This is a genomic window from Alteromonas sp. S015 (assembly GCF_036864485.1).
GTDB lineage: Bacteria > Pseudomonadota > Gammaproteobacteria > Enterobacterales > Alteromonadaceae > Alteromonas.
This window is the reverse complement of the sequence record NZ_JAZETO010000002.1, coordinates 199,482-218,189: the sequence shown is the minus strand read 5'-3', so window position 1 is coordinate 218,189 and position 18,708 is coordinate 199,482. Positions and strand designations below refer to the sequence as shown.

Here is an 18,708-nt window from a genome sequence, read left to right as displayed (position 1 = left end):
ATAGCTAGTTAGCATGCATTAATTTGGTAAATCAGGCTGAGGTCTAGTGCGAAGATAGCTTGCAAATTTTGGCTTTCCATTTTTCGTTAAGCCGTAATACTTAAAGGTTACCCAACTACCGATGGCGGGCGGAGATTGGCGCTCATTTTCTGAAAAGCCCGTTCCTAATTTAAATTGAATGCCTTCTCGCGTTTCTACAAGAAGCGAGCCCATCATTCCTTTGAAACGCCCTTTTCCTGGAAGCAATGCCAGCACTCTCGCTTCTGCATCTTCAAAGCGTTTTACTTTGAGTAACTTGTCACTTCGCCCCGCCATGTACAGCGCTTGTTCATGATGAAGCATTAACCCTTCTCCACCTTGTTGAGTTACTTGCTTCAGCTTATCTTCGAGAGCATCAATAGACGTGAGCTTAAATTGAGGGACAACAGCAAACGAGGGGTTTGATGTAGCTTCAACCAGGCTGTTTAGCAAGGTAAGTCGACGACCAAAAGGTTCATCTACCATAGGTATGTCGAACGCCATAAATTTAATTTTAGCCCAGCGTTTGCTTAATATAGAATGTGGTGCAGCAACGGGGCCCGCTGAAAGTTGATTGCTAGGCGACGCGTAGTCAACTGAATGCAGCTCGATGTTTGTCAGCGTTGAAAGCACAATAGAAGCCGTGCGCTCAAACTCACCTCTTCCTATCCAAAGTTCACCGTCAATAGGGGCTTTTGGCCAGTTAGCGGTGAACCATGGTGGCGCGAATATCTTGTTTCCATTACGGGTAAATAACTCAGTACCGTTCCATCTTGCGCGAATACCGTCTAGTTTCTCGCTAACCCAATAATCAGCCATGTTAATATCAGTGCGGCTTTGATCATATTGCTTAGCAAGTTGAAGCCCTTCAACAATATCGAACTTTGGCTTTGCGTTAACGTTAGCAGTGGCTGTGATTAAAAGTATACTTACAGCAGTCAAAAAATATCGCATTGGCTCTTCCTATAAATCGTAAAACCTCGCTTGCTTTAACCCTTTTAATAAAAAAGCAAAAACAAAGAAGGCAGAGTAAAATACTCTGCCTTCTTTGTTTTTATAACTGTACTTAAGAATGTTTTTATTAGGTTGAAACAGCCTTAATCAGTAATGATATCAATAATAGAAATGAGCACATCTTCAGCAAATGCCTCACCAAACGTTCTCTCCTCGTCACGCCTTAATTGATTGGTCTCTAAGCAAGCATTTAGCTGCTCATCGGCAGTGTAAACGCCGTGAACATCTGCATTACGAGCTTGCTCAATACAGTGATCGGTTTGTCCTGTCGTTACGGTACTGCATCCGCTCGCACCTAAAGTGCCCCCAATTAAAACCACTGCGGTAGCGAAGTTGTTTAAATATTTACATTTTCCAGTGTGATTCAAGGTAACCTATTCCTTTAATAAAGACTGTAAGCGTTTTTGCCTATTTACATAAACCTGATGACCATCGTGCTCAGACGTAGAAAGTGCTAAAGCCTGATTCACGCTTTCCAGCGCTTTTTTGTACTCGCCCATCTGCTCGTAACCATAAGCTAAGCCATTATATGCGTCTGGCGTTTGAGGATACTCAGCAATATCGTATTTAAACAAGGCGATGGCTTTATCGTAGTTTTGTTTACCCACATAATGATAACCTAACTCGCGAATAACCCACTCTGGCGCGTCGAGTTTCTCGCCTCGCTGTTTTGAAACACGGGCGTAATACTCATTAATACTTTTAATGTCTCCATTAAATTGCTGCGGCGTTAAATAAGCTGACAAGAACAAGTGATGATAAGCGCTAAACGTTGACGCAGCTGAGACCAGATTGTGCGTAACACCCTCGTAAGCTTCGTTCTCCCATCTCAATCCGGCAGGTTGGTTCGCCCGAATCCCAGAGATCATATCATTATAATAAGAGCGCATGGGCGCGCCTTCATTGCCGATAGAGGTATAAATAAAGTGGTCTAACCGATTGGCAGATTTAAAGAATTCAATCGTGTTTTTTGCAGATGCACCATAGTTCCACCACACTGCTGCACTATAAGTCAGCGCGGCATTAAAAAGTTCAGGCTTCTGGGTAAGTGCGTATAAAGCAAATACACCACCAGCTGATGCGCCTTCTATCACTCGAAAGTTATGCACGTGATATTTTTTCTCTACCAGCGGCATAAGCTCAGTGGTTAAAAAGGAAAGAAAGTTTGCACCGCCACCGCCATAGCCTACAGGTCCGTTGGGATCTTCATTTGCCGTGGGATATAGATCGCGAAGACGATCGGTGTTTTCAATGGCGACTATAATCACTTCCGGTGCGGCATTTTGAGACTGAAGCGATTCTAGTACTGCATTCATCATAGGTAGATTGCCCGCACCGTCTAACCGATAAATTACCGGGTATTTCTTGTCAGGGTTTTCGGCGTAGCTTTTAGGAAGTTGAACAACCACTTTTCGTTGTTCATTTAACACTTTAGATTGGAGTTTCTCTACTTTTAGTTCGTAGTGCTGACTGTTATTGCCTGTTTCGCTGTTAACCGGAAGACTTGGCAAAGCAAGAAATAGCAGGGTAATAACAGTATGTATTTGTGACTTCAAACTTAAATCCTTTTATAAGATGCTTTGATTTTCGTAATAATGCTATCTACTTGATTGGGCCAGCGCATTTAATTTATTCTATAACAGGGGTTTATTCGGATTATCTACACTTTCTTGCCAACGTTACTCTGTATATTCACCTTTAGCAATACAGGGCTTTTCTATAGTCACTTTTCCGTCCAAATATTCAGTCAGCACAGCGTGTAGTTCCGTTTTGTTGGCGGGTTTTGTGAGATAACCATTCATTCCCGAGCCTAACGCTTTATCTATTTCATCGGCAACCACCGCGGCGGTAAATGCGATAATGGGTGTAGTAATGTTTGCTTGTCGCAACGCTAAAGTAGCTTCACAGCCGTTCATTTCAGGCATGTGTAAGTCCATCAAAATAAGGTCGAAAAGCTGTCTTTTTGCAATCTCTACCGCCTCTTTGCCGTTATTAGCAAGCGTCACTTTTAATCCTGTATCTTCTAACAGCGATTTTGCTACGACCTGATTAATGTCGTTATCTTCGGCAACCAAAACCGTAAGATTTGAGAACGACGGCGCTCTATCGTTTACTTTCGAGCTAATTGCGCCATCTGCGATTTCAAATGGTATCTCGAAATAAAATTCACTCCCATGACCGACGGCGCTTCTCAAATAAACCGTACCACCCATAGCCTCAACCAAGCTTTTTACTATCTGTAAACCAAGTCCCGTTCCTCCGTGTACTCGATTAATGCTGCTGTTGGCTTGGGTAAATGCATCAAAAACGCGATCTTGTTCAGAGGCCTCAATCCCGTCTCCCGTATCCTTTACTGAAAACCTTATAAATTGATGGGTCTTTGAGGCTTCACCTTTCGCTAGCCCTACAGTTACATTGCCCTGATGCGTAAACTTTATCGCATTACTTACTAAATTGTTTAACACTTGAGAAAGGCGCGTTGCGTCCCCCACCACATGGGTATTTAGTGTTTTATCTACATTTATTCTCAGCGAGATACCTTTGTTCTGCGCCAATTGCGCATAAAACGCAACGCAATCTTTGGCGGTGCTTTTAAGGTCAAAGGGAATTATTTCCAGCGCTAATTTTCCCGCATTCAGTTTTGAGAGATCTAATATATCGTTCAAAATGCGGTTCAGCGAGAGTCCTGAACGCTGAATCTTCTCTAGATTAGGCCGTGCACTCTCCGAAATATCATGAGAAAGCACCACATCGGTCAATCCCAAAATACCGTTTAATGGCGTGCGAATCTCGTGTGACATAGTGGCGAGAAACCGTGATTGTGCAGCCGACGCTTGCTTTTCGCTCTCAAGGGCTCTGTTTAACTCGACGGTTTTCCTTTTACTTTCTAGTAGCGCTTTCTCTAACTGACTCGCTAAAACATAGATGATTAGAGAAACAATCACGTTTGTTAGACATAACCTTAACCAAAGACCTTCATCGTAGGGTTTATCGTAGAAAGGGACCAAAAAGGTGCAGCTTGCTAGCACCACCATAGCAATAACTCTCCAGCTATTAGAGAGCAACAAAATAGGAAATATGGTGGCAATAGGCGCAAGGGCTGCGGGCATGAGTCCATTGCTTATGACCAAGTAAGGAGCTACTGGAATCGTGAGCAAGGCCCATAGCTTTGCCAATAGCTCCTGTTTTTTAGGAAAGGTGAGACCTACTACAGATACGGCACACCACGAGAGACCAAAAAACGACGCCACGTAAACGTTATCGGGTTGTGTAATAGCAATAACCACTAGTATCAGTAGAGAAAAAACCAGCAAAATTCTAAACCCTGCGCTTCGCAAGGTCGCTGTGACTTCGCCAAATGATTCAGGTGCTGTGGTGTACTGCTGCGACATTAGCGTTCTAAAGATAAGTAAACATTTGATAACACAGTATAAGTACTAAACAGTGATTCTGCATAAAAATAATAGGGCCAGAGTCTCGACTCTGACCCTATTATTGGCCCGAACCTTGCCCACATATTGAATATTGTTGTCTTAAGCCCTGCTTATAGCACTCCAAGGCTTTTAGATTCGTTCTTTTTTCCATTGCCCGCACCTGTTTGGTGCACCAACAGATTAAATAAGGTCACTATGCGCTTAAGTAATTTTGTTTTATTCGTATGTATATCGTTTTCGTGTCTCGCTAAAGACGATAGCAGCCAATATGGTCCAAAAGATTTTTCCAATGTTGTAAATAAATGGACAGCCGTGGTTGCTGCTTATGAGCCAGAAATTGAAGCCATTGACGCCGCGTTTGCGACTATGGATGATGCGCAAATTACACAAACCGTCTATATCAAAGGGGTTAAGTATCAATTAGGCACATACAAAGGTGAGCCCATTGTTGTCTTCAGTACGGGCGTCAGCATTACCAACGCAGCAATGACCGTACAGATGGCGTTAGATTATTTCCCTATTGATAAACTCGTTATGATGGGCATTGCTGGGGCCATAAATCCAAAATACACGCCGGGAGACATTGCCGTACCTGAACGTTGGTACTTCCACGATGAATCCGTCTATATCAACCCCAAAAAGGATGATGCGAGCATCTATGAACTTCCGGACTATTACGCTAAACAACTTGAGAACTATAAAGAAAGACGAGAGGCAGATACACACGCACCTAATTACAAAAATATTGGGTTTATTCACCCTACCGAGGTAGCGGTTGTAAAGGAAGGATGGGAAACCCGCAAAAGAATGCCTTATTTTGGGGCCAACAAGGCGTTACTTGAGATGGCAAAACGCGCGCTCAAAAAGATTCCTCCTATTACTATGCCATCAGGTAAGGAAATACTAGTAGATATTGGCGGTAACGGTGTCACCGGCTCGGTATTTGTCGATAACGCAAAATATCGCGAATGGCTTCGCGATGTCTACACTGCCGATGTAGCAGAAATGGAATCGGCATCCGTAGCACAAGTGAGTTTTGTAAACAACGTGGACTGGCTAATTATCCGCTCAATTAGCGATCTAGCTGGCGGGCAACACGGTAAAAATGTTGAGAATGTTTTTGACGCTATAGCCTCTGGTACCGGCACCAAGCTGCTGCTTGGCATACTCGACGAACTCGTAGCAACCGACCCTCATTAACACAAAGTGGGGTCAGAGTACTTTTTAATTAATGTACTCTGACCCCAATATTCAAGACTTGGTTAATTCAGTTTCTGTTAGAAAACGCCCGCTGCAATATCGCCACCATCAGGTCGCCAAACAGTGCCCCCGGCGCTGAACGTTCTGCTCGCCTTGCTTGATAGGATTCATCGAGACAATGCTGCAAACGTGCATTAGCCACCTCTGCACTGTTTGTTTCGACCTTATCAACCTGTTCAATGCATTTTTCGGTGTGCACCATACTCGTAGTACTGCAACCCACTAAAGTAAAGTATGTCGAAAACAGAGCAATAAATAGCTTAACCTTTTTCATAGTTTATCCTTCCCTAGTATACAATTAAAAAATTTACTTCTGTATTGCTTAAGTGTAGAAGATTGATGGCGATGTTCAATGAAGTAATGGGGTCAGAGTACATTTCTGAATGAATATTGATGTGATAGGTACCTTACTAAACTACTCTGACCCCATTATTTTATTTCAGGCACAAAAAAGCCCCAACCGAGGTTGGGGCTTTCTAGTGTTTTAGTTAGCGTTAAATGCTTATACGCGCTTAACGGCTACATCTGCTTCGAACTTAGGCTTAACTGCTAAGTCTTCTGAAGGTGGAGCAAACTTGGTTAGGTCGATACCTGCAACCGCTTGCTTGTACTCTTCAGTTGTTGGGAAACGGCCAAGAACCGTTGAAAGCACTACTAGCGGCGTAGAGCCTAGTAGTGATTCACCTTTCTTCTCAGCAGAGTCAGCTACAACACGACCTTGGAAAAGACGTGTAGAGGTAGCAATTACGGTATCGCCTGGCTCCGCTTTTTCTTGGTTACCCATACATAGGTTACATCCAGGGCGTTCTAGGTAAAGAATGTTGTCGTACTTGGTACGCGCTGCTTCTTTCGGCTTAGCATCGTCGAACTCGAAGCCTGCGTATTTCGCAAGTACTTCCCAGTCGCCTTCTGCTTTCAGCTCGTCAACAATGTTGTATGTAGGTGGTGCAACAACTAGCGGTGCTTTGAACTCTACAGAGCCGTTAAGCTTCTCTAGGTTACGCAGCATTTGTGCAATAATTTGCATATCGCCTTTATGCACCATACAAGAACCTACGAAACCTAGGTCTACTGGCTTACCATCGTAGTAAGAGACAGGACGGATCACGTCGTGGGTATAACGTTTAGATACGTCTTCGTTGTTTACGTCTGGGTCAGCAATCATTGGTTCATCGATTTGATCTAGGTCGATAACCACTTCTGCGTAGTACTTAGCGTTGTCATCTGGGGCGAGCGCTGGTACTTCGCCAGACTTGATTTCAGCAATACGCTTATCAGCAAGGTCAATTAGACCTTGAAGCATGTTCGCTTCGTTATCCATTCCCTTGTCGATCATGATTTGGATACGGCTCTTAGCAAGCTCAAGTGACGCAACCATAGTCTCATTATCAGAGATACATATTGACGCTTTCGCTTTCATTTCCGCAGACCAGTCAGTAAATGTAAACGCTTGGTCAGCAAGTAGAGTACCGATCTGTACTTCAATTACGCGGCCTTGGAACACGTTCTCGCCAGAGAACTGCTTAAGCATTTGTGCTTGAGTAGCGTGAACCACGTCACGGAAATCCATGTGCTCTTTCATGCTACCTTTGAAGGTCACTTTTACAGACTCTGGAATTGGCATTGCCGCTTCACCTGTCGCAAGTGCTAGAGCAACTGTACCTGAGTCAGCACCGAACGCTACACCTTTAGACATACGTGTATGCGAGTCACCACCAATGATGATTGCACGGTCGTCTACCGTGATGTCGTTAAGCACTTTGTGAATAACGTCAGTCATTGAGTGATAAACACCTTTAGGATCACGCGCTGTAATTACACCAAAGTTGTTCATGAAAGACATAAGCTTAGGGATGTTAGCCTGTGCTTTTTTATCCCATACTGAAGCCGTGTGACAACCAGACTGGTATGCACCGTCAACAGTAGGTGAAATGGTTGATGCCGCCATTGACTCTAGTTCTTGACAGGTCATAGGACCAGTGGTGTCCTGAGAACCTACAATGTTTACTTTAACGCGAACGTCAGAACCCGCGTGAAGCGGCGAATCTGAGTTTACGCCTACCGCATTGCGGTTAAAGATTTTCTCTACAGCAGTAAGACCTTGACCTTCGTGTGAAACTTCTTTCGATTGCGCGTAAACTGCTGGTGCTTCAACACCTAGTGTACGTGCAGCAAAAGATTGCAGCTGCTTACCAAAAACGACTGCATAAGAACCACCCGCTTTCATAAACTCCATTTTTTGAGGAGTAAATGAGGCAGATACGTCAGCGAGCTCTTCTGAACCGTTGTAAAGCTTCTTGGCTTTGGTATCGATAGTCAATACCGTACCCGTAGCTACAGAGTAAGCTTCTTCTAGCACTGGGTCGCCGTTTGCATCGCGAACGATTTCACCGTTTTCGTCAGTTTTCTTAACCCAGTTTTTAAGGTCAAGACCGATACCACCGGTTACATCTACGGTAGTTAGGAAGATTGGCGCAATACCGTTAGTACCTGCAACAATTGGCGCTTTGTTTACGAATGGAATGTAAGGACTTGTTGGCTCACCTGCCCATAGTGCTACGTTGTTCACACCTGACATACGTGATGAACCTACACCCATGGTGCCTTTTTCAGCAATAAGCATAACTTTTGCGTTAGGATGCTTTTTACCTAGCTCAACGATTTCTTGCTGCGCTTCAGGAGAAATCATGCACTGACCGTGAAGTTCGCGGTCTGCACGAGAGTGCGCTTGGTTACCTGGAGAAAGAAGGTCAGTTGAAATGTCACCTTCAGCGGCGATGTATGTCACTACTTCAATTTTCTCTGGAACATCTGGAAGCTTGGTAAAGAATTCTGCTTTTGCGTAGCTTTCTAGTACGTCTTTAGCAATCGCGTTACCCGCTTTGTATGCTGTTTCAAGACGCTCAGTATCTGCTTCGTATAGGTAAACCTGTGTCTTCAACACTTCAGCTGCAGACTTGGCAACTGATTCATCATCAGAAAGTGCAAGGTCTAAAAGCGCTTCTACAGACGGACCACCTTTCATGTGTGAAAGTAGCTCAAGTGCAAACTCTGGCGTGATTTCTTCTACTTTTTCTTCGCCAAGTACAATTTCTTTCAAAAATTGTGCTTTAACACCAGCAGCAGGTGTAGTTCCTGGCAAAGTGTTATAGATAAAGAATTTTAGAGAGTCTTCGCGGTGCTCGTTTGTTGTATCTTTAATTTGAGCAATAATTTCAGACAGCAGTTCTGCACTGTCAATTGGCTTAGGGTTAAGACCTAATTCCGTTTTACGGGTTTCGATCTCTGCCAGATATTCTGAATACAAACTCATATAGTTCTCTCGGTCTTAGTTTTACTTGGGCGTAGTGTTAAGTCGGTCTTAGCTATACGCATATAAAAATGAGGGATATTTTAACTGATTTTTAGCAGTTACGTAATGACTGAAAGTGATCAGTTAGTTATACAGCCGCTTAAACCAAAGCTAAATAAACAGCATAGAGCATAGGCCAAAAAAATGAGATTTTGATAAAAACAATATTTAACAATTAAATTCAGTTACTTACAGAAAAAAGGCTGAAATAGCAAATCATTTTTGATAAGAATGGTTTGACCAATAAAGATAAATAATAGTGTTGCACTTATGATAAAGATTCATCCTATTTATGGTGCTACCAGTACAAACTACCACCGATTTTAAAGCAAAATTTCAGTTTATTGATTTTTTATTGTGCTTTGTTCTGTTTAGGTGAAACTTTTACCACCTTGGCATTCTCACCGTCAGTTAAAAGAAGTAGGTTACCTTGATGATCAACCGCAATATCTCTTAATCGCATTTCTAGTTTGTCAAAAATCTTCGTAGAAACATACTTACTCGAAGTTTTATTAACCGCATATAAGGCTTTAGCTTTCAAACTAGTAACGAGTAAGGTATTGGTTAACATTGGATACTGATCATCTGAGTAGTAGATCATAGATGATGGTGCGATGGACGGCGTCCAGTCCACCAAGGGTTCTCTCATGCCCGGATACGTCGAAAAAGGCGAAATTCTAGCACCTGAATAGTCTTTTCCTAGCGTAACTATAGGCCAACCATAGTTCGCGCCTTTCTGAAGCAGGTTCACCTCATCGCCTCCGTCTGGTCCGTGCTCGTGCAGAAATATTTGCCCTTGAGGCCCCTGCACCAACCCTTGCGGATTGCGATGTCCCAATGTGTATATATAAGGGCTTTCTAGAAATGCAGGGTTCATCAATGGTTTGCCCGATATAGAAAAACCTAGCACTTTACCTAATTGTGAGCCAATCACCTGAGCTTGCTCTCGGTAATCGAACCCGTCACCGGTGGTGACTAAAAACCCCAGTTCTTGGCTTGAGACGCTACCTTCAAGCTGAAGAAGTTTTCCGCCGTAGTGCACAGGCGTATCTTTTGTTTGTACTACCTCGAAAACCGATTCAATGTTACTAATGCCTGAGCTGAGGGAGAGTTCACCTTTTACTACAGCCAGACGGTTAGCATCATCACTTCCCTTAGAATAACTGAGCAATACCGTGCGACTGGCGGGGAACTGAGAAGGGATAAGAATATCTAGCACACCTCCTTGGCCTTTTATATACAAGTTATCAAGAGACAATGGGAATTTAGATACTTTGCCGCTATCGTCAACAATGACGAGCTCGCCATCTCTTGTCACTATCAATATATGCGTAGCGCGTTTCATCTTATCGACAACCGTTGTCAACGCTTTTGGGAAAGCTAGCGAGGTGACCACGTTCTCTACCACTACATTACTAGTAAAGCTCTTTAAAGAGACCGACATGTCGTTTATAACTGCATGCTTTTCAGTATTAGGTGCAGGCTCAATATTAGCGTCAGAAACGAGACTTGAAGCAAGGACAGGCGAAAACGCACCGCTAGCTAACGCGGAAACCAAAAATTTTTTTATAACACGCACTGACTTCATAGTGATTGTCCTCGCTGGTCTCTGCTAATCTTATTCAAACTACAATGATGTGCTTAGTTGTTAAGCGCAATATAACTACGTTCAGTGTTCTTGTTGCGCTCTGTTGATAATTAATACCTGGCCAATCTTGGAATGTAATACATGAGAAACCTAACTCGCCGCGCTATTTTTCATTTTGTCCCATCTTGGGCAGTCGGCTTCCTACTTGCAAGTCTATTTCATTCAATTTCCGTTTTAATGGGACTGGTACAAATTGGCGTTGAGTTAAAGGTTAGCGACTGGCTTTCCATGATATGGCAGGACACCTTAGGCCTCTTACCCACTTACGGTACTATTATCGCCGTAGCTTTACTGTTAGCTTTTTTAGTAACGCACTTTATCGTCAACCGCATAAGCACCCACGGAGCAAAAGACGCTACCCAATTCATTCTTTTCACTATAGCCGGCGGATTATCTTTCCTACTAATGCTCATAGTTATGCAGCCCATAATGAACATAACCCTAATTGCAGGCGCACGCACTGCTATGGGGCTTGCTGCACAATGCGTGGCAGGTATCTGTGCTGGTGGGGTGTATAGTTACTTAAGTGATAGTTCCACACGCGCTTGATAACTAAAATTTATACTATTAAATAAGCTAACACTGATGTAAATAAAAAGTTAAGTTTGCTAATGTGAGTCATGACCTTACATTCTTTGCCTTACTAGGAATAAGCAACATGATAACTTATCCAGATAACGTGACATGTCTCGCCGACTACATAGAAAGTGTTTTGCAGAAATTTGCAGACAAACCTGCATATACGGCACTGGGGCAAACACTCACGTTTGCCGAAATTGACAACAAGTCATCAGCACTAGCACGCTACTTTGTACACGAAGCAAAGCTTTCTCCTGGTACCAAGGTCGCTATTCAGCTTCCTAATCTAATTCAAAACCCTATTGTTGTTTACGCCGCTCTGCGCGCTGGACTCGTTGTAGTGAATACCAACCCGCTATATACCGAGCGTGAAATGAAGCACCAGTTTACCGATAGCGGTGCTAAAGCCTTAATTATCTTAAGCGATTTACTTCCCAAGTTCGCAAGTATAAAAGATGACACAAGTATAGAAACGGTCATTGCCACTTCAGCTACTGAGCTGCTAGACCCTAAAACTGCGCCTGAACTCAACGAAACGGTTTCGTTTACCCAAGCAATCGAACTAGGGAATACATTACCTTCATTCTCTCGTCGCTCAATAGCGCTAGACGAGTTGGCCATGCTGCAGTACACCGGCGGCACTACTGGGGTTTCTAAAGGTGCGGCGCTTAGTAATAAAAACGTATTGGCTAATTGTATTCAAATGCTTGATCGTATTGGTGAAGGATTCAAGGACGGCGAAGAAGTGCTGGTGTGCCCTTTGCCGCTCTATCATATCTATGCATTTACGGTGGGCATGATGGCGCTATTTGCAAAAGGCACACATATTATCCTTATCCCTAATCCGCGAGACATAGACGGTTTCATTCAAACCCTTAAGCCTCATAAAATATCCGCCTTTATGGGTATAAATACGTTATTTGTCGGTCTTGGTCGACATCCAGAATTTGCAAAGCTCGACTTTTCTAAACTGCATCTCACCATGTCCGGCGGCACCGCCCTTACCCAAGCTGCCGTTTCAATTTGGCGAGACGTAACAGGGAACACTATCACTGAAGGTTATGGACTGTCTGAGACCGCACCCGTTGTCTCATTTAATATCCCTGGAAAAGAGGAAATAGGCACTGTGGGTCACGAACTAGAGGACACTGAGGTAGCATTGCTAGATAGTTATGATAAACCGGTAGCTCAGGGAGAGTCTGGACAAATAGCGGTGCGCGGACCGCAGGTTATGCTGGGCTACTGGAACCGTGAAGACGAAACGGCAAAAGTCATGACCGAAGATGGTTTTTTCAAAACCGGAGATATTGGCATACGCACAGAATCTGGGGCAATTAAAATTGTTGACCGCTTAAAAGATATGATTATCGTCTCAGGCTTTAACGTGTACCCCAATGAAATTGAAGAAGTACTGACTTCACACCCAGACGTAATGGAAGCGGCCGTTGTGGGTAAACCAGACGACAAAACGGGTGAACGAGTATGCGCGTTTATAACGGTTGCAAATGATATAAGCATCGACAATGTAACAGCGTATTGCAAGCAACATCTTACCAACTACAAAATCCCAAAATCGATTACCATTCTTGAAGAATTACCTAAATCGACGGTAGGTAAAATTCTCCGCAGAGAGCTACGTAGCGCGTGAAAGTAAAGAGACAGCCAACCTGTTACCAAGGTTGGCTAATTTTACTTATAAATCAGTTCATTGCTACCAAAGGATAACGCCTCAACATTGTAAATTGGCGCGCCTCTTACTATAACTAAAGAACGCTACAGTTAACCTTTACTAATAATGCTTTCAAAGACGTTCTTTTTTCATAGTTTAGACGAGTTAAAACAAGAAAGTGACGCACTGAGAGCGTTCGCCCCTTCCATGCTAATTGTATACGCATCGGTACCATTTCTTACCTCTCCCCAGCTATATCTTATAGTAAGTGATGTGTGCGCTAACTGCGTTGGCTGTAGTACAGCGGGTGAAATTTCGGATAACCGGGTAACCACCAATGCTATCTCTGTCGTTGTCGTGCGTTTTGAGTCTTCCTCATACGCAAAAATACACCAAACAATGTTGAACGACATGTCGTCTTCTTTTGAAACCGGTCAGTTGATTGCAAGCAGGATTGAGCAGAAGGGCCTAAAAGGTATTTATATACTGGCACCTGGTGTTGAAATAAATGGGTCAGCGTTGCTTAAAGGCATTACGATCAACTTATCACAAAACGTAGGAATAAGTGGCGGCCTTGCTGGCGATGATGGCGCATTCGAACAAACATACGTACTGCATCCCAATGGCATCGATAGTCGTAGTGTTGTTGCGGTTGCCTTTTACGGTGAGTCACTTACTTTTGACTACAGCGCTCGTGGTGGATGGCGGTCATTTGGTCCTGCGCGCAGAGTGGCTTCTGCAAAAGCGAATTTGCTGTTCGAACTTGACGACAAGCCGGCACTTGATATTTACAAAGCATACTTAGGTGAATACGCAGAGGACTTACCAGCAAGTGGACTTTTGTTCCCTTTTGAAGTACTTGATGAACACGGCGAACCAACGGGAATCATAAGAACTATTCTGGGTGTCGACGAACAAAGTAAAAGCTTAGTTTTGGCTGGTGAAGTCAATGAAAACCAATATTTACGCCTTATGAATGCATCAACCGATGATCTCATTAGCGGTGCTATTGATGCGATCGCACCTATTGTGAAAAAAAATCAAGACGAAGACTCACATTCTTTGGCCCTAGTAACGAGCTGCGTGGGAAGAAAATTAGTCATGGGTGACCGAGTTGAAGAAGAGATTGAAGAGTTGAATAGACAATTAAGCGACAATACAAATATTGCTGGATTCTATTCGTATGGAGAGATCAGTCCATCATGTAGTGGCTCCCACTGTGAATTGCACAACCAAACATTCACTCTCATGTTATTGAGGGAGGCGCATTGAACTCGCTATTAGAGCGTCAGTTGCGCCGAGCCTTTCAGCTTGACGACGCCGTATCGCTCGAACAGTGGCTGACCCACCTTAGTGATGAAAGCGATGATGACACGAGTTTCACTCATCAAGCACTTAAACAGGGTCTTGCAGCTCTCATTCGTCGTATAGACGAGTCTTATACCTTCAACGAAAGAGATATCAAGTTAAGAGATAGAAGTTTGCATATCAGCTCAGAAGAGCTCATTGCTGTAAACAGAAAAGTGCGCGAGGAATTTAACGAGCAAAAAACGGTTGTCGAAACCCTGCGGCTAGCGGTAAATCAGCTTTTAGAAGAACGAGGCAAGCCTCTAATAGATAAAAACTTTACTAATCTATCAGATCTTTCTTCACTCATGTACGAGCTCATACGAGAACAAAAAAACGCAAATAACGAACTGCTGTTGCAGCGAAAAGCGATGGATAAGCACGGTGTTGTCGCAACTATCGATCTCAAAGGCACCTTATTATCAGCAAACGATAAGTGCTGTCAGCTTTCAGGCTATACTCGTGAAGAATTAATAGGACAAAGTACCGCTATTTTCCGCATAGAAAATATTTCGCGTACAGAACAAGTCGAAATACTAGGAGCACTGGTTAAGGGGGAGATTTGGCAAGGAGAACTCAATAGCTTTACTAAAGATGGTAAGCCTTGGACTGTCTTTGCAACCGTTGTCCCTATCGTTGAGTACAACCAACGGGTGAATCGTCTTGTGGTCATTTGTACTGATATGTCAGAACAAAAGCGTCTCGCCAGAAGGTTAAAAGAGGACAGAGCTTTTCATGAGAGCATTACCAATAGTATAGGTGAAGGCGTTTACGCGGTTAACGGTGAAGGTACAACACAATTCCTTAACCCCACTGCTTCTCGTCTACTTGGGTGGACCCTTGAAGAGTTACAAGATAGACGCTTCCACGACACGGTTCACTACCAAAAAGGTGATGGTACGCTACTTTCCAGAGAACAATGCCCAGTAAACTTAACGATTAAGAGCGGAGTGTCGTACACCTCTTATGAAGATTTTTTTACTGACAAACGAGGTCGCCTATTCCCTATTTCTATTGTCGCCGTGCCGCTTTTCGATAAAGAAGGCAAGCCTGACGGACATGTTGGGGTTTTCAATGACATCAGCAGCCAAAAAGCCATCGAACAAAAGCTCCAGAAAGCCTACGATGAAGCCCAAAGCGCCAATAAAGCAAAAAGTGACTTTCTCGCTACGATGAGCCATGAAATTAGAACACCAATGAATGCCATCATTGGGTTAACCCACTTAGCACTGGAGTCACAAGACAGCGACCAGCAGCAACAGTATTTAGAGAAGGTTCAGAACAGCTCGAATGCACTACTCGAACTCATCGACAGTATTTTAGATTTCTCAAAAGTAGAAGCAAATAAAATCGAGATCATTGACGAGCCTTTCACGCTAACAAGAACTATCGAAAAACTAGCGCAAGTATTTCAAGTCAAAGCGCAACAAAAGCAACTTCAGCTTATTTTCGACATTCGCTGTAATGCAAATATCCGCTGCCACGGTGATAGCGAAAAAATTTATCAGGTACTACTGAACCTTCTTAGTAATGCCATAAAGTTCACTGATAAGGGAACCGTAACACTCTTTGTGGAACGGAAAGGTTCTATGCTGATGTTTTGCGTGTCGGACACTGGGATGGGTATAAGTGATGAGGGAAAATCTAAACTATTCAATGCATTTGTTCAGGCTGATGCCTCTATTTCACGAAAGTTCGGCGGCACCGGTTTAGGTCTAACTATATGTAAACGCTTGGTAGAATTAATGGGCGGAACCTTAGCGCTAGAAAGTAAAACTAACGAAGGAAGCCGCTTTTCATTCTCACTACCTATTTGTCTAAACGAAAAGGACAAAACCAAGCCTCTGTTGCCGGTCTCACTGCCTAAAAATATTGTATGTATCCAGACACATAAGAGCGTAAAACTTGGGTGTGAGGTACTTAGCAACACGCTAAGGAAACTGGGTATTCACTGCCAGATAGTAGATGAAATCAATAACGAGCTTCCAGATAGCGCGCCTTTGAGCGTGGCGTTTTTGAGCAACGATGAGGGTAGTTGGAGCCGTTTCTCCAATAAATTAGAAGCTGGAGAATACAGCAACATTAACATACGTGCTTTGATAAGCTCATTCAGCCGTCTGGAGGTTCAGAAAAGATTGGGACAAATTTTACCTACCGATCTTAAAATTATAGAGCTTCCCTTTATTGATAGCGACCTCGTGTCTGCCCTTTCACCGCATCAAACGTCTGCAAAGCAGCAGTCAACGGACGGTTTAGAAAGCAAGAAGTGGCGCACTACTCGGTTATCAGACAAGCAGGTGTTAGTGGTTGACGACGACCCCATAAGTGTAGAAATTAGTCAGCAAATACTTAGCGACTTAGGTATAACTGTGGCTACAGCCACCACAGGAAAACAAGCCATCGCGCTTTGTGAAACGTTAAAGTTTGACGCACTTTTGCTTGATTGCCACCTGCCCGATATTTCTGGATACGACATCGCAGAGACACTGTCTCAACAGCATGGCTGGACCGCCCCCATTATTGCACTAAGTGCAGATGAAACGCAGGAAGCTTCAGAAAAAGCCCTTGCTGCAGGGATGTGTTTTCATTTGGTGAAACCAGCTAAAGCAGATGAAATCATTCATACCATAGATACCAACATCCACGCAGGTTACATCGAAGTAACCATTCCTAATGATCCCAGCCCTTTCATTTCTTCATTGGTGGCTTTTTACCATAAGTACAGTCAGCGAAGCATAATGTCAGATTTGCTCAACATTTTTCACTCACCTTCCGTTGATAATCTACTGCTAAAAGAATTATATGACGATGCGCAACACATTGGGGCCTCGACCCTAGCGCAGTGTCTACATATTCTTATCGAGGCAGGCGAGAGGCCAGATGCAATCATTGCAAAACATGTTTCAACCCTGTCTTTTGAGCTAGATGCAACGCTTCGCCTCATAGCGCACACGCTAAATAAAGGCACGCTAAAAGCTGGTGAATGTTCGAATGAAAACCTGGATGAAGCATCTATTCTTGCAAGCTTAGATACCATTAAAAATGCGTTAGAAATCTATGATGCCAAAGCCCTTGAATACATATCGAGTTTTGCTGCACAGCATTCAGAATCTCGTTTTGTGATTGAGATAAATCGACTTAAGCAGCTTGCGTCTGTTTATGATTTTGAAGGGGCTTTAGTCTTAATTAACCAGTTGATAGACAAAATTAGTGATGAATGAGCCGAAACCCAAAAACTGTAGATTCAGCGTGCTTGTTGTCGACGACGAGCCCGCCAATATCGATATATTACTTGGCATACTTAGCCCTTACTATGACGTCAAGGTCGCCCCCTCTGGATCTGTTGCGCTCAAAGTAGTGCAGCAGTTTACGCCAGATCTCATATTATTAGATATTATGATGCCGGGAATGGACGGATTTGAAGTTTGCAAGCAGCTAAAAACAGATAGGCTACTAAGCCAAATCCCAGTCATTTTTGTCACGGCGTTGACCCAAGGCGAAAGCGAAGAAGAGGGGTTCAAACTTGGTGCAGTAGACTACATAACTAAACCCGTCTCACCAAGCATTACACTTGCGCGCGTGAAAACACATATTAGCCTTGCTCACCAAATGCGTACCACCGAAAAACTAGTGGCTAAGCGCACAGAAGAACTCAGTAAAAGCCAGCAAAGTGCCATTACCATGTTAGCCGCGGCAGGCCATTATAACGACACAGATACAGGGCATCATATTTGGCGTATGGCAGCTTACAGCAAGTGCTTAGCTATCGCCTGCGGCTGGTCCTACGACGATGCTTGCTTGTTAGCACAAGCTGCGCCTATGCATGACACAGGTAAAATCGGCATTCCTGACGCAATTTTAAAAGCGCCCCGCCGACTAATAAATAGTGAAATGGAAGTCATGCGCACACATGCACAAATTGGTCACAAAATTCTATCACAGTGCGATACTCCCTTGTTTAACCTTGCGGCGGAGATTGCTTTATGTCATCACGAAAAGTGGAACGGCACCGGCTATCCTGAAGGCTTAGCGGGTGAAGACATTCCTCAGAGCGCTCGTATTGTCGCAATTGCAGACGTATTTGATGCACTTACCATGAAGCGTCCTTATAAAAAAGCATGGTCTGATGACGAAGCGTTTAATTATTTACTAGAGGGCGCAGGCAAGCATTTCGACCCAAATTTAGTGGCATCTTTTATCTCTATTAAACAAGAAATCTTAGACACCAAAAAGTATTGGAACCAGCTAGAAGCCGAGGGACAGATGGCATCAGTAAGCGACTTACTGCCTCCCTCCTCTTAATTCAAGAGACCTTGGGCATACCAACCGCCTAAGACCTATTAAAGACAAGTACATACACGGCTTATCGATTAACGTATAAAAAACA

At 43.6% G+C, this 18,708-nt stretch carries 13 protein-coding genes; 6 read left to right on the top strand and 7 right to left on the bottom strand.

Translation table 11 applies throughout. The annotated features are described in order from the left end of the window. Positions 1-18: 18 nt before the first annotated feature. The 4 genes from V7R42_RS04995 to V7R42_RS04980 form a co-directional block, all read right to left on the bottom strand. Positions 19-972 carry a DNA ligase gene (locus V7R42_RS04995; RefSeq protein ID WP_334019104.1) on the bottom strand — a complete coding sequence of 318 codons (954 nt, stop codon included), beginning with the start codon at positions 970-972 and terminating at the stop codon, positions 19-21. 143 nt (positions 973-1,115) lie between these two features. Further along, positions 1,116-1,400, bottom strand: a complete 285-nt coding sequence (locus V7R42_RS04990) for a DNA ligase (RefSeq protein WP_334019103.1) — start codon at positions 1,398-1,400, stop codon at positions 1,116-1,118. Positions 1,401-1,406: 6 nt separating this feature from the next. Beyond that, positions 1,407-2,588 (bottom strand): alpha/beta hydrolase-fold protein, encoded by a 1,182-nt coding sequence (locus tag V7R42_RS04985; RefSeq protein WP_334019102.1) that lies wholly within the window; start codon positions 2,586-2,588, stop codon positions 1,407-1,409. Positions 2,589-2,711: 123 nt separating this feature from the next. Further along, on the bottom strand, positions 2,712-4,424 hold the full coding sequence (locus V7R42_RS04980; protein WP_334019101.1) for an ATP-binding protein: 1,713 nt from the start codon (positions 4,422-4,424) through the stop codon (positions 2,712-2,714). Between the two features lie 237 nt (positions 4,425-4,661). Here V7R42_RS04980 and V7R42_RS04975 point away from each other — a divergent pair, with 237 nt between their 5' ends. Continuing rightward, positions 4,662-5,666, top strand: coding sequence for a 5'-methylthioadenosine/S-adenosylhomocysteine nucleosidase family protein (locus tag V7R42_RS04975; RefSeq protein WP_334019100.1), 1,005 nt, complete (start codon positions 4,662-4,664; stop codon positions 5,664-5,666). Between the two features lie 67 nt (positions 5,667-5,733). On the opposite strand, the gene V7R42_RS04970 is transcribed toward V7R42_RS04975, so the two are convergent. The 3 genes from V7R42_RS04970 to V7R42_RS04960 form a co-directional block, all read right to left on the bottom strand. Further along, positions 5,734-6,000 (bottom strand): DNA ligase, encoded by a 267-nt coding sequence (locus V7R42_RS04970; RefSeq protein ID WP_334019099.1) that lies wholly within the window; start codon positions 5,998-6,000, stop codon positions 5,734-5,736. Between the two features lie 228 nt (positions 6,001-6,228). Next, positions 6,229-9,039: a bifunctional aconitate hydratase 2/2-methylisocitrate dehydratase gene (locus V7R42_RS04965; protein ID WP_334019098.1), complete on the bottom strand. Its 2,811-nt coding sequence runs from the start codon at positions 9,037-9,039 to the stop codon at positions 6,229-6,231. Between the two features lie 391 nt (positions 9,040-9,430). Continuing rightward, positions 9,431-10,666, bottom strand: coding sequence for a PQQ-dependent sugar dehydrogenase (locus V7R42_RS04960; protein ID WP_334019097.1), 1,236 nt, complete (start codon positions 10,664-10,666; stop codon positions 9,431-9,433). A 141-nt stretch (positions 10,667-10,807) separates the two neighbouring features. Here V7R42_RS04960 and V7R42_RS04955 point away from each other — a divergent pair, with 141 nt between their 5' ends. From V7R42_RS04955 to V7R42_RS04935, 5 genes are all read left to right on the top strand, one after another. Further along, positions 10,808-11,275 carry a hypothetical protein gene (locus V7R42_RS04955; protein ID WP_334019096.1) on the top strand — a complete coding sequence of 156 codons (468 nt, stop codon included), beginning with the start codon at positions 10,808-10,810 and terminating at the stop codon, positions 11,273-11,275. A gap of 109 nt (positions 11,276-11,384) precedes the next feature. Next, positions 11,385-12,953: an AMP-binding protein gene (locus V7R42_RS04950; RefSeq protein WP_334019095.1), complete on the top strand. Its 1,569-nt coding sequence runs from the start codon at positions 11,385-11,387 to the stop codon at positions 12,951-12,953. Between the two features lie 228 nt (positions 12,954-13,181). Further along, a complete protein-coding gene (locus tag V7R42_RS04945; RefSeq protein WP_334019094.1) occupies positions 13,182-14,246 on the top strand; it encodes an FIST signal transduction protein in 1,065 nt (354 codons plus the stop codon). Next, complete coding sequence (locus V7R42_RS04940) at positions 14,243-17,542, top strand: PAS domain S-box protein (RefSeq protein ID WP_334019093.1); 3,300 nt, start codon at positions 14,243-14,245, stop codon at positions 17,540-17,542. The genes V7R42_RS04945 and V7R42_RS04940 overlap by 4 nt, the downstream gene beginning before the upstream one ends. After that, positions 17,535-18,623, top strand: a complete 1,089-nt coding sequence (locus V7R42_RS04935; protein WP_334019092.1) for a response regulator — start codon at positions 17,535-17,537, stop codon at positions 18,621-18,623. The genes V7R42_RS04940 and V7R42_RS04935 overlap by 8 nt, the downstream gene beginning before the upstream one ends. The last annotated feature ends 85 nt before the right edge of the window (positions 18,624-18,708 follow it).

Bases quoted from the DNA above. Each gene is read 5' to 3' on its own strand.
- V7R42_RS04955 (WP_334019096.1), top strand. From the start codon at position 10,808: ATGAGAAACCTAACTCGCCGCGCTATTTTTCATTTTGTCCCATCTTGG.
- V7R42_RS04980 (WP_334019101.1), bottom strand. From the start codon at position 4,424: ATGTCGCAGCAGTACACCACAGCACCTGAATCATTTGGCGAAGTCACA.
- V7R42_RS04975 (WP_334019100.1), top strand. From the start codon at position 4,662: ATGCGCTTAAGTAATTTTGTTTTATTCGTATGTATATCGTTTTCGTGT.
- V7R42_RS04970 (WP_334019099.1), bottom strand. From the start codon at position 6,000: ATGAAAAAGGTTAAGCTATTTATTGCTCTGTTTTCGACATACTTTACT.
- V7R42_RS04945 (WP_334019094.1), top strand. From the start codon at position 13,182: ATGCTAATTGTATACGCATCGGTACCATTTCTTACCTCTCCCCAGCTA.
- V7R42_RS04935 (WP_334019092.1), top strand. From the start codon at position 17,535: ATGAATGAGCCGAAACCCAAAAACTGTAGATTCAGCGTGCTTGTTGTC.
- V7R42_RS04995 (WP_334019104.1), bottom strand. From the start codon at position 972: ATGCGATATTTTTTGACTGCTGTAAGTATACTTTTAATCACAGCCACT.
- V7R42_RS04950 (WP_334019095.1), top strand. From the start codon at position 11,385: ATGATAACTTATCCAGATAACGTGACATGTCTCGCCGACTACATAGAA.
- V7R42_RS04965 (WP_334019098.1), bottom strand. From the start codon at position 9,039: ATGAGTTTGTATTCAGAATATCTGGCAGAGATCGAAACCCGTAAAACG.
- V7R42_RS04960 (WP_334019097.1), bottom strand. From the start codon at position 10,666: ATGAAGTCAGTGCGTGTTATAAAAAAATTTTTGGTTTCCGCGTTAGCT.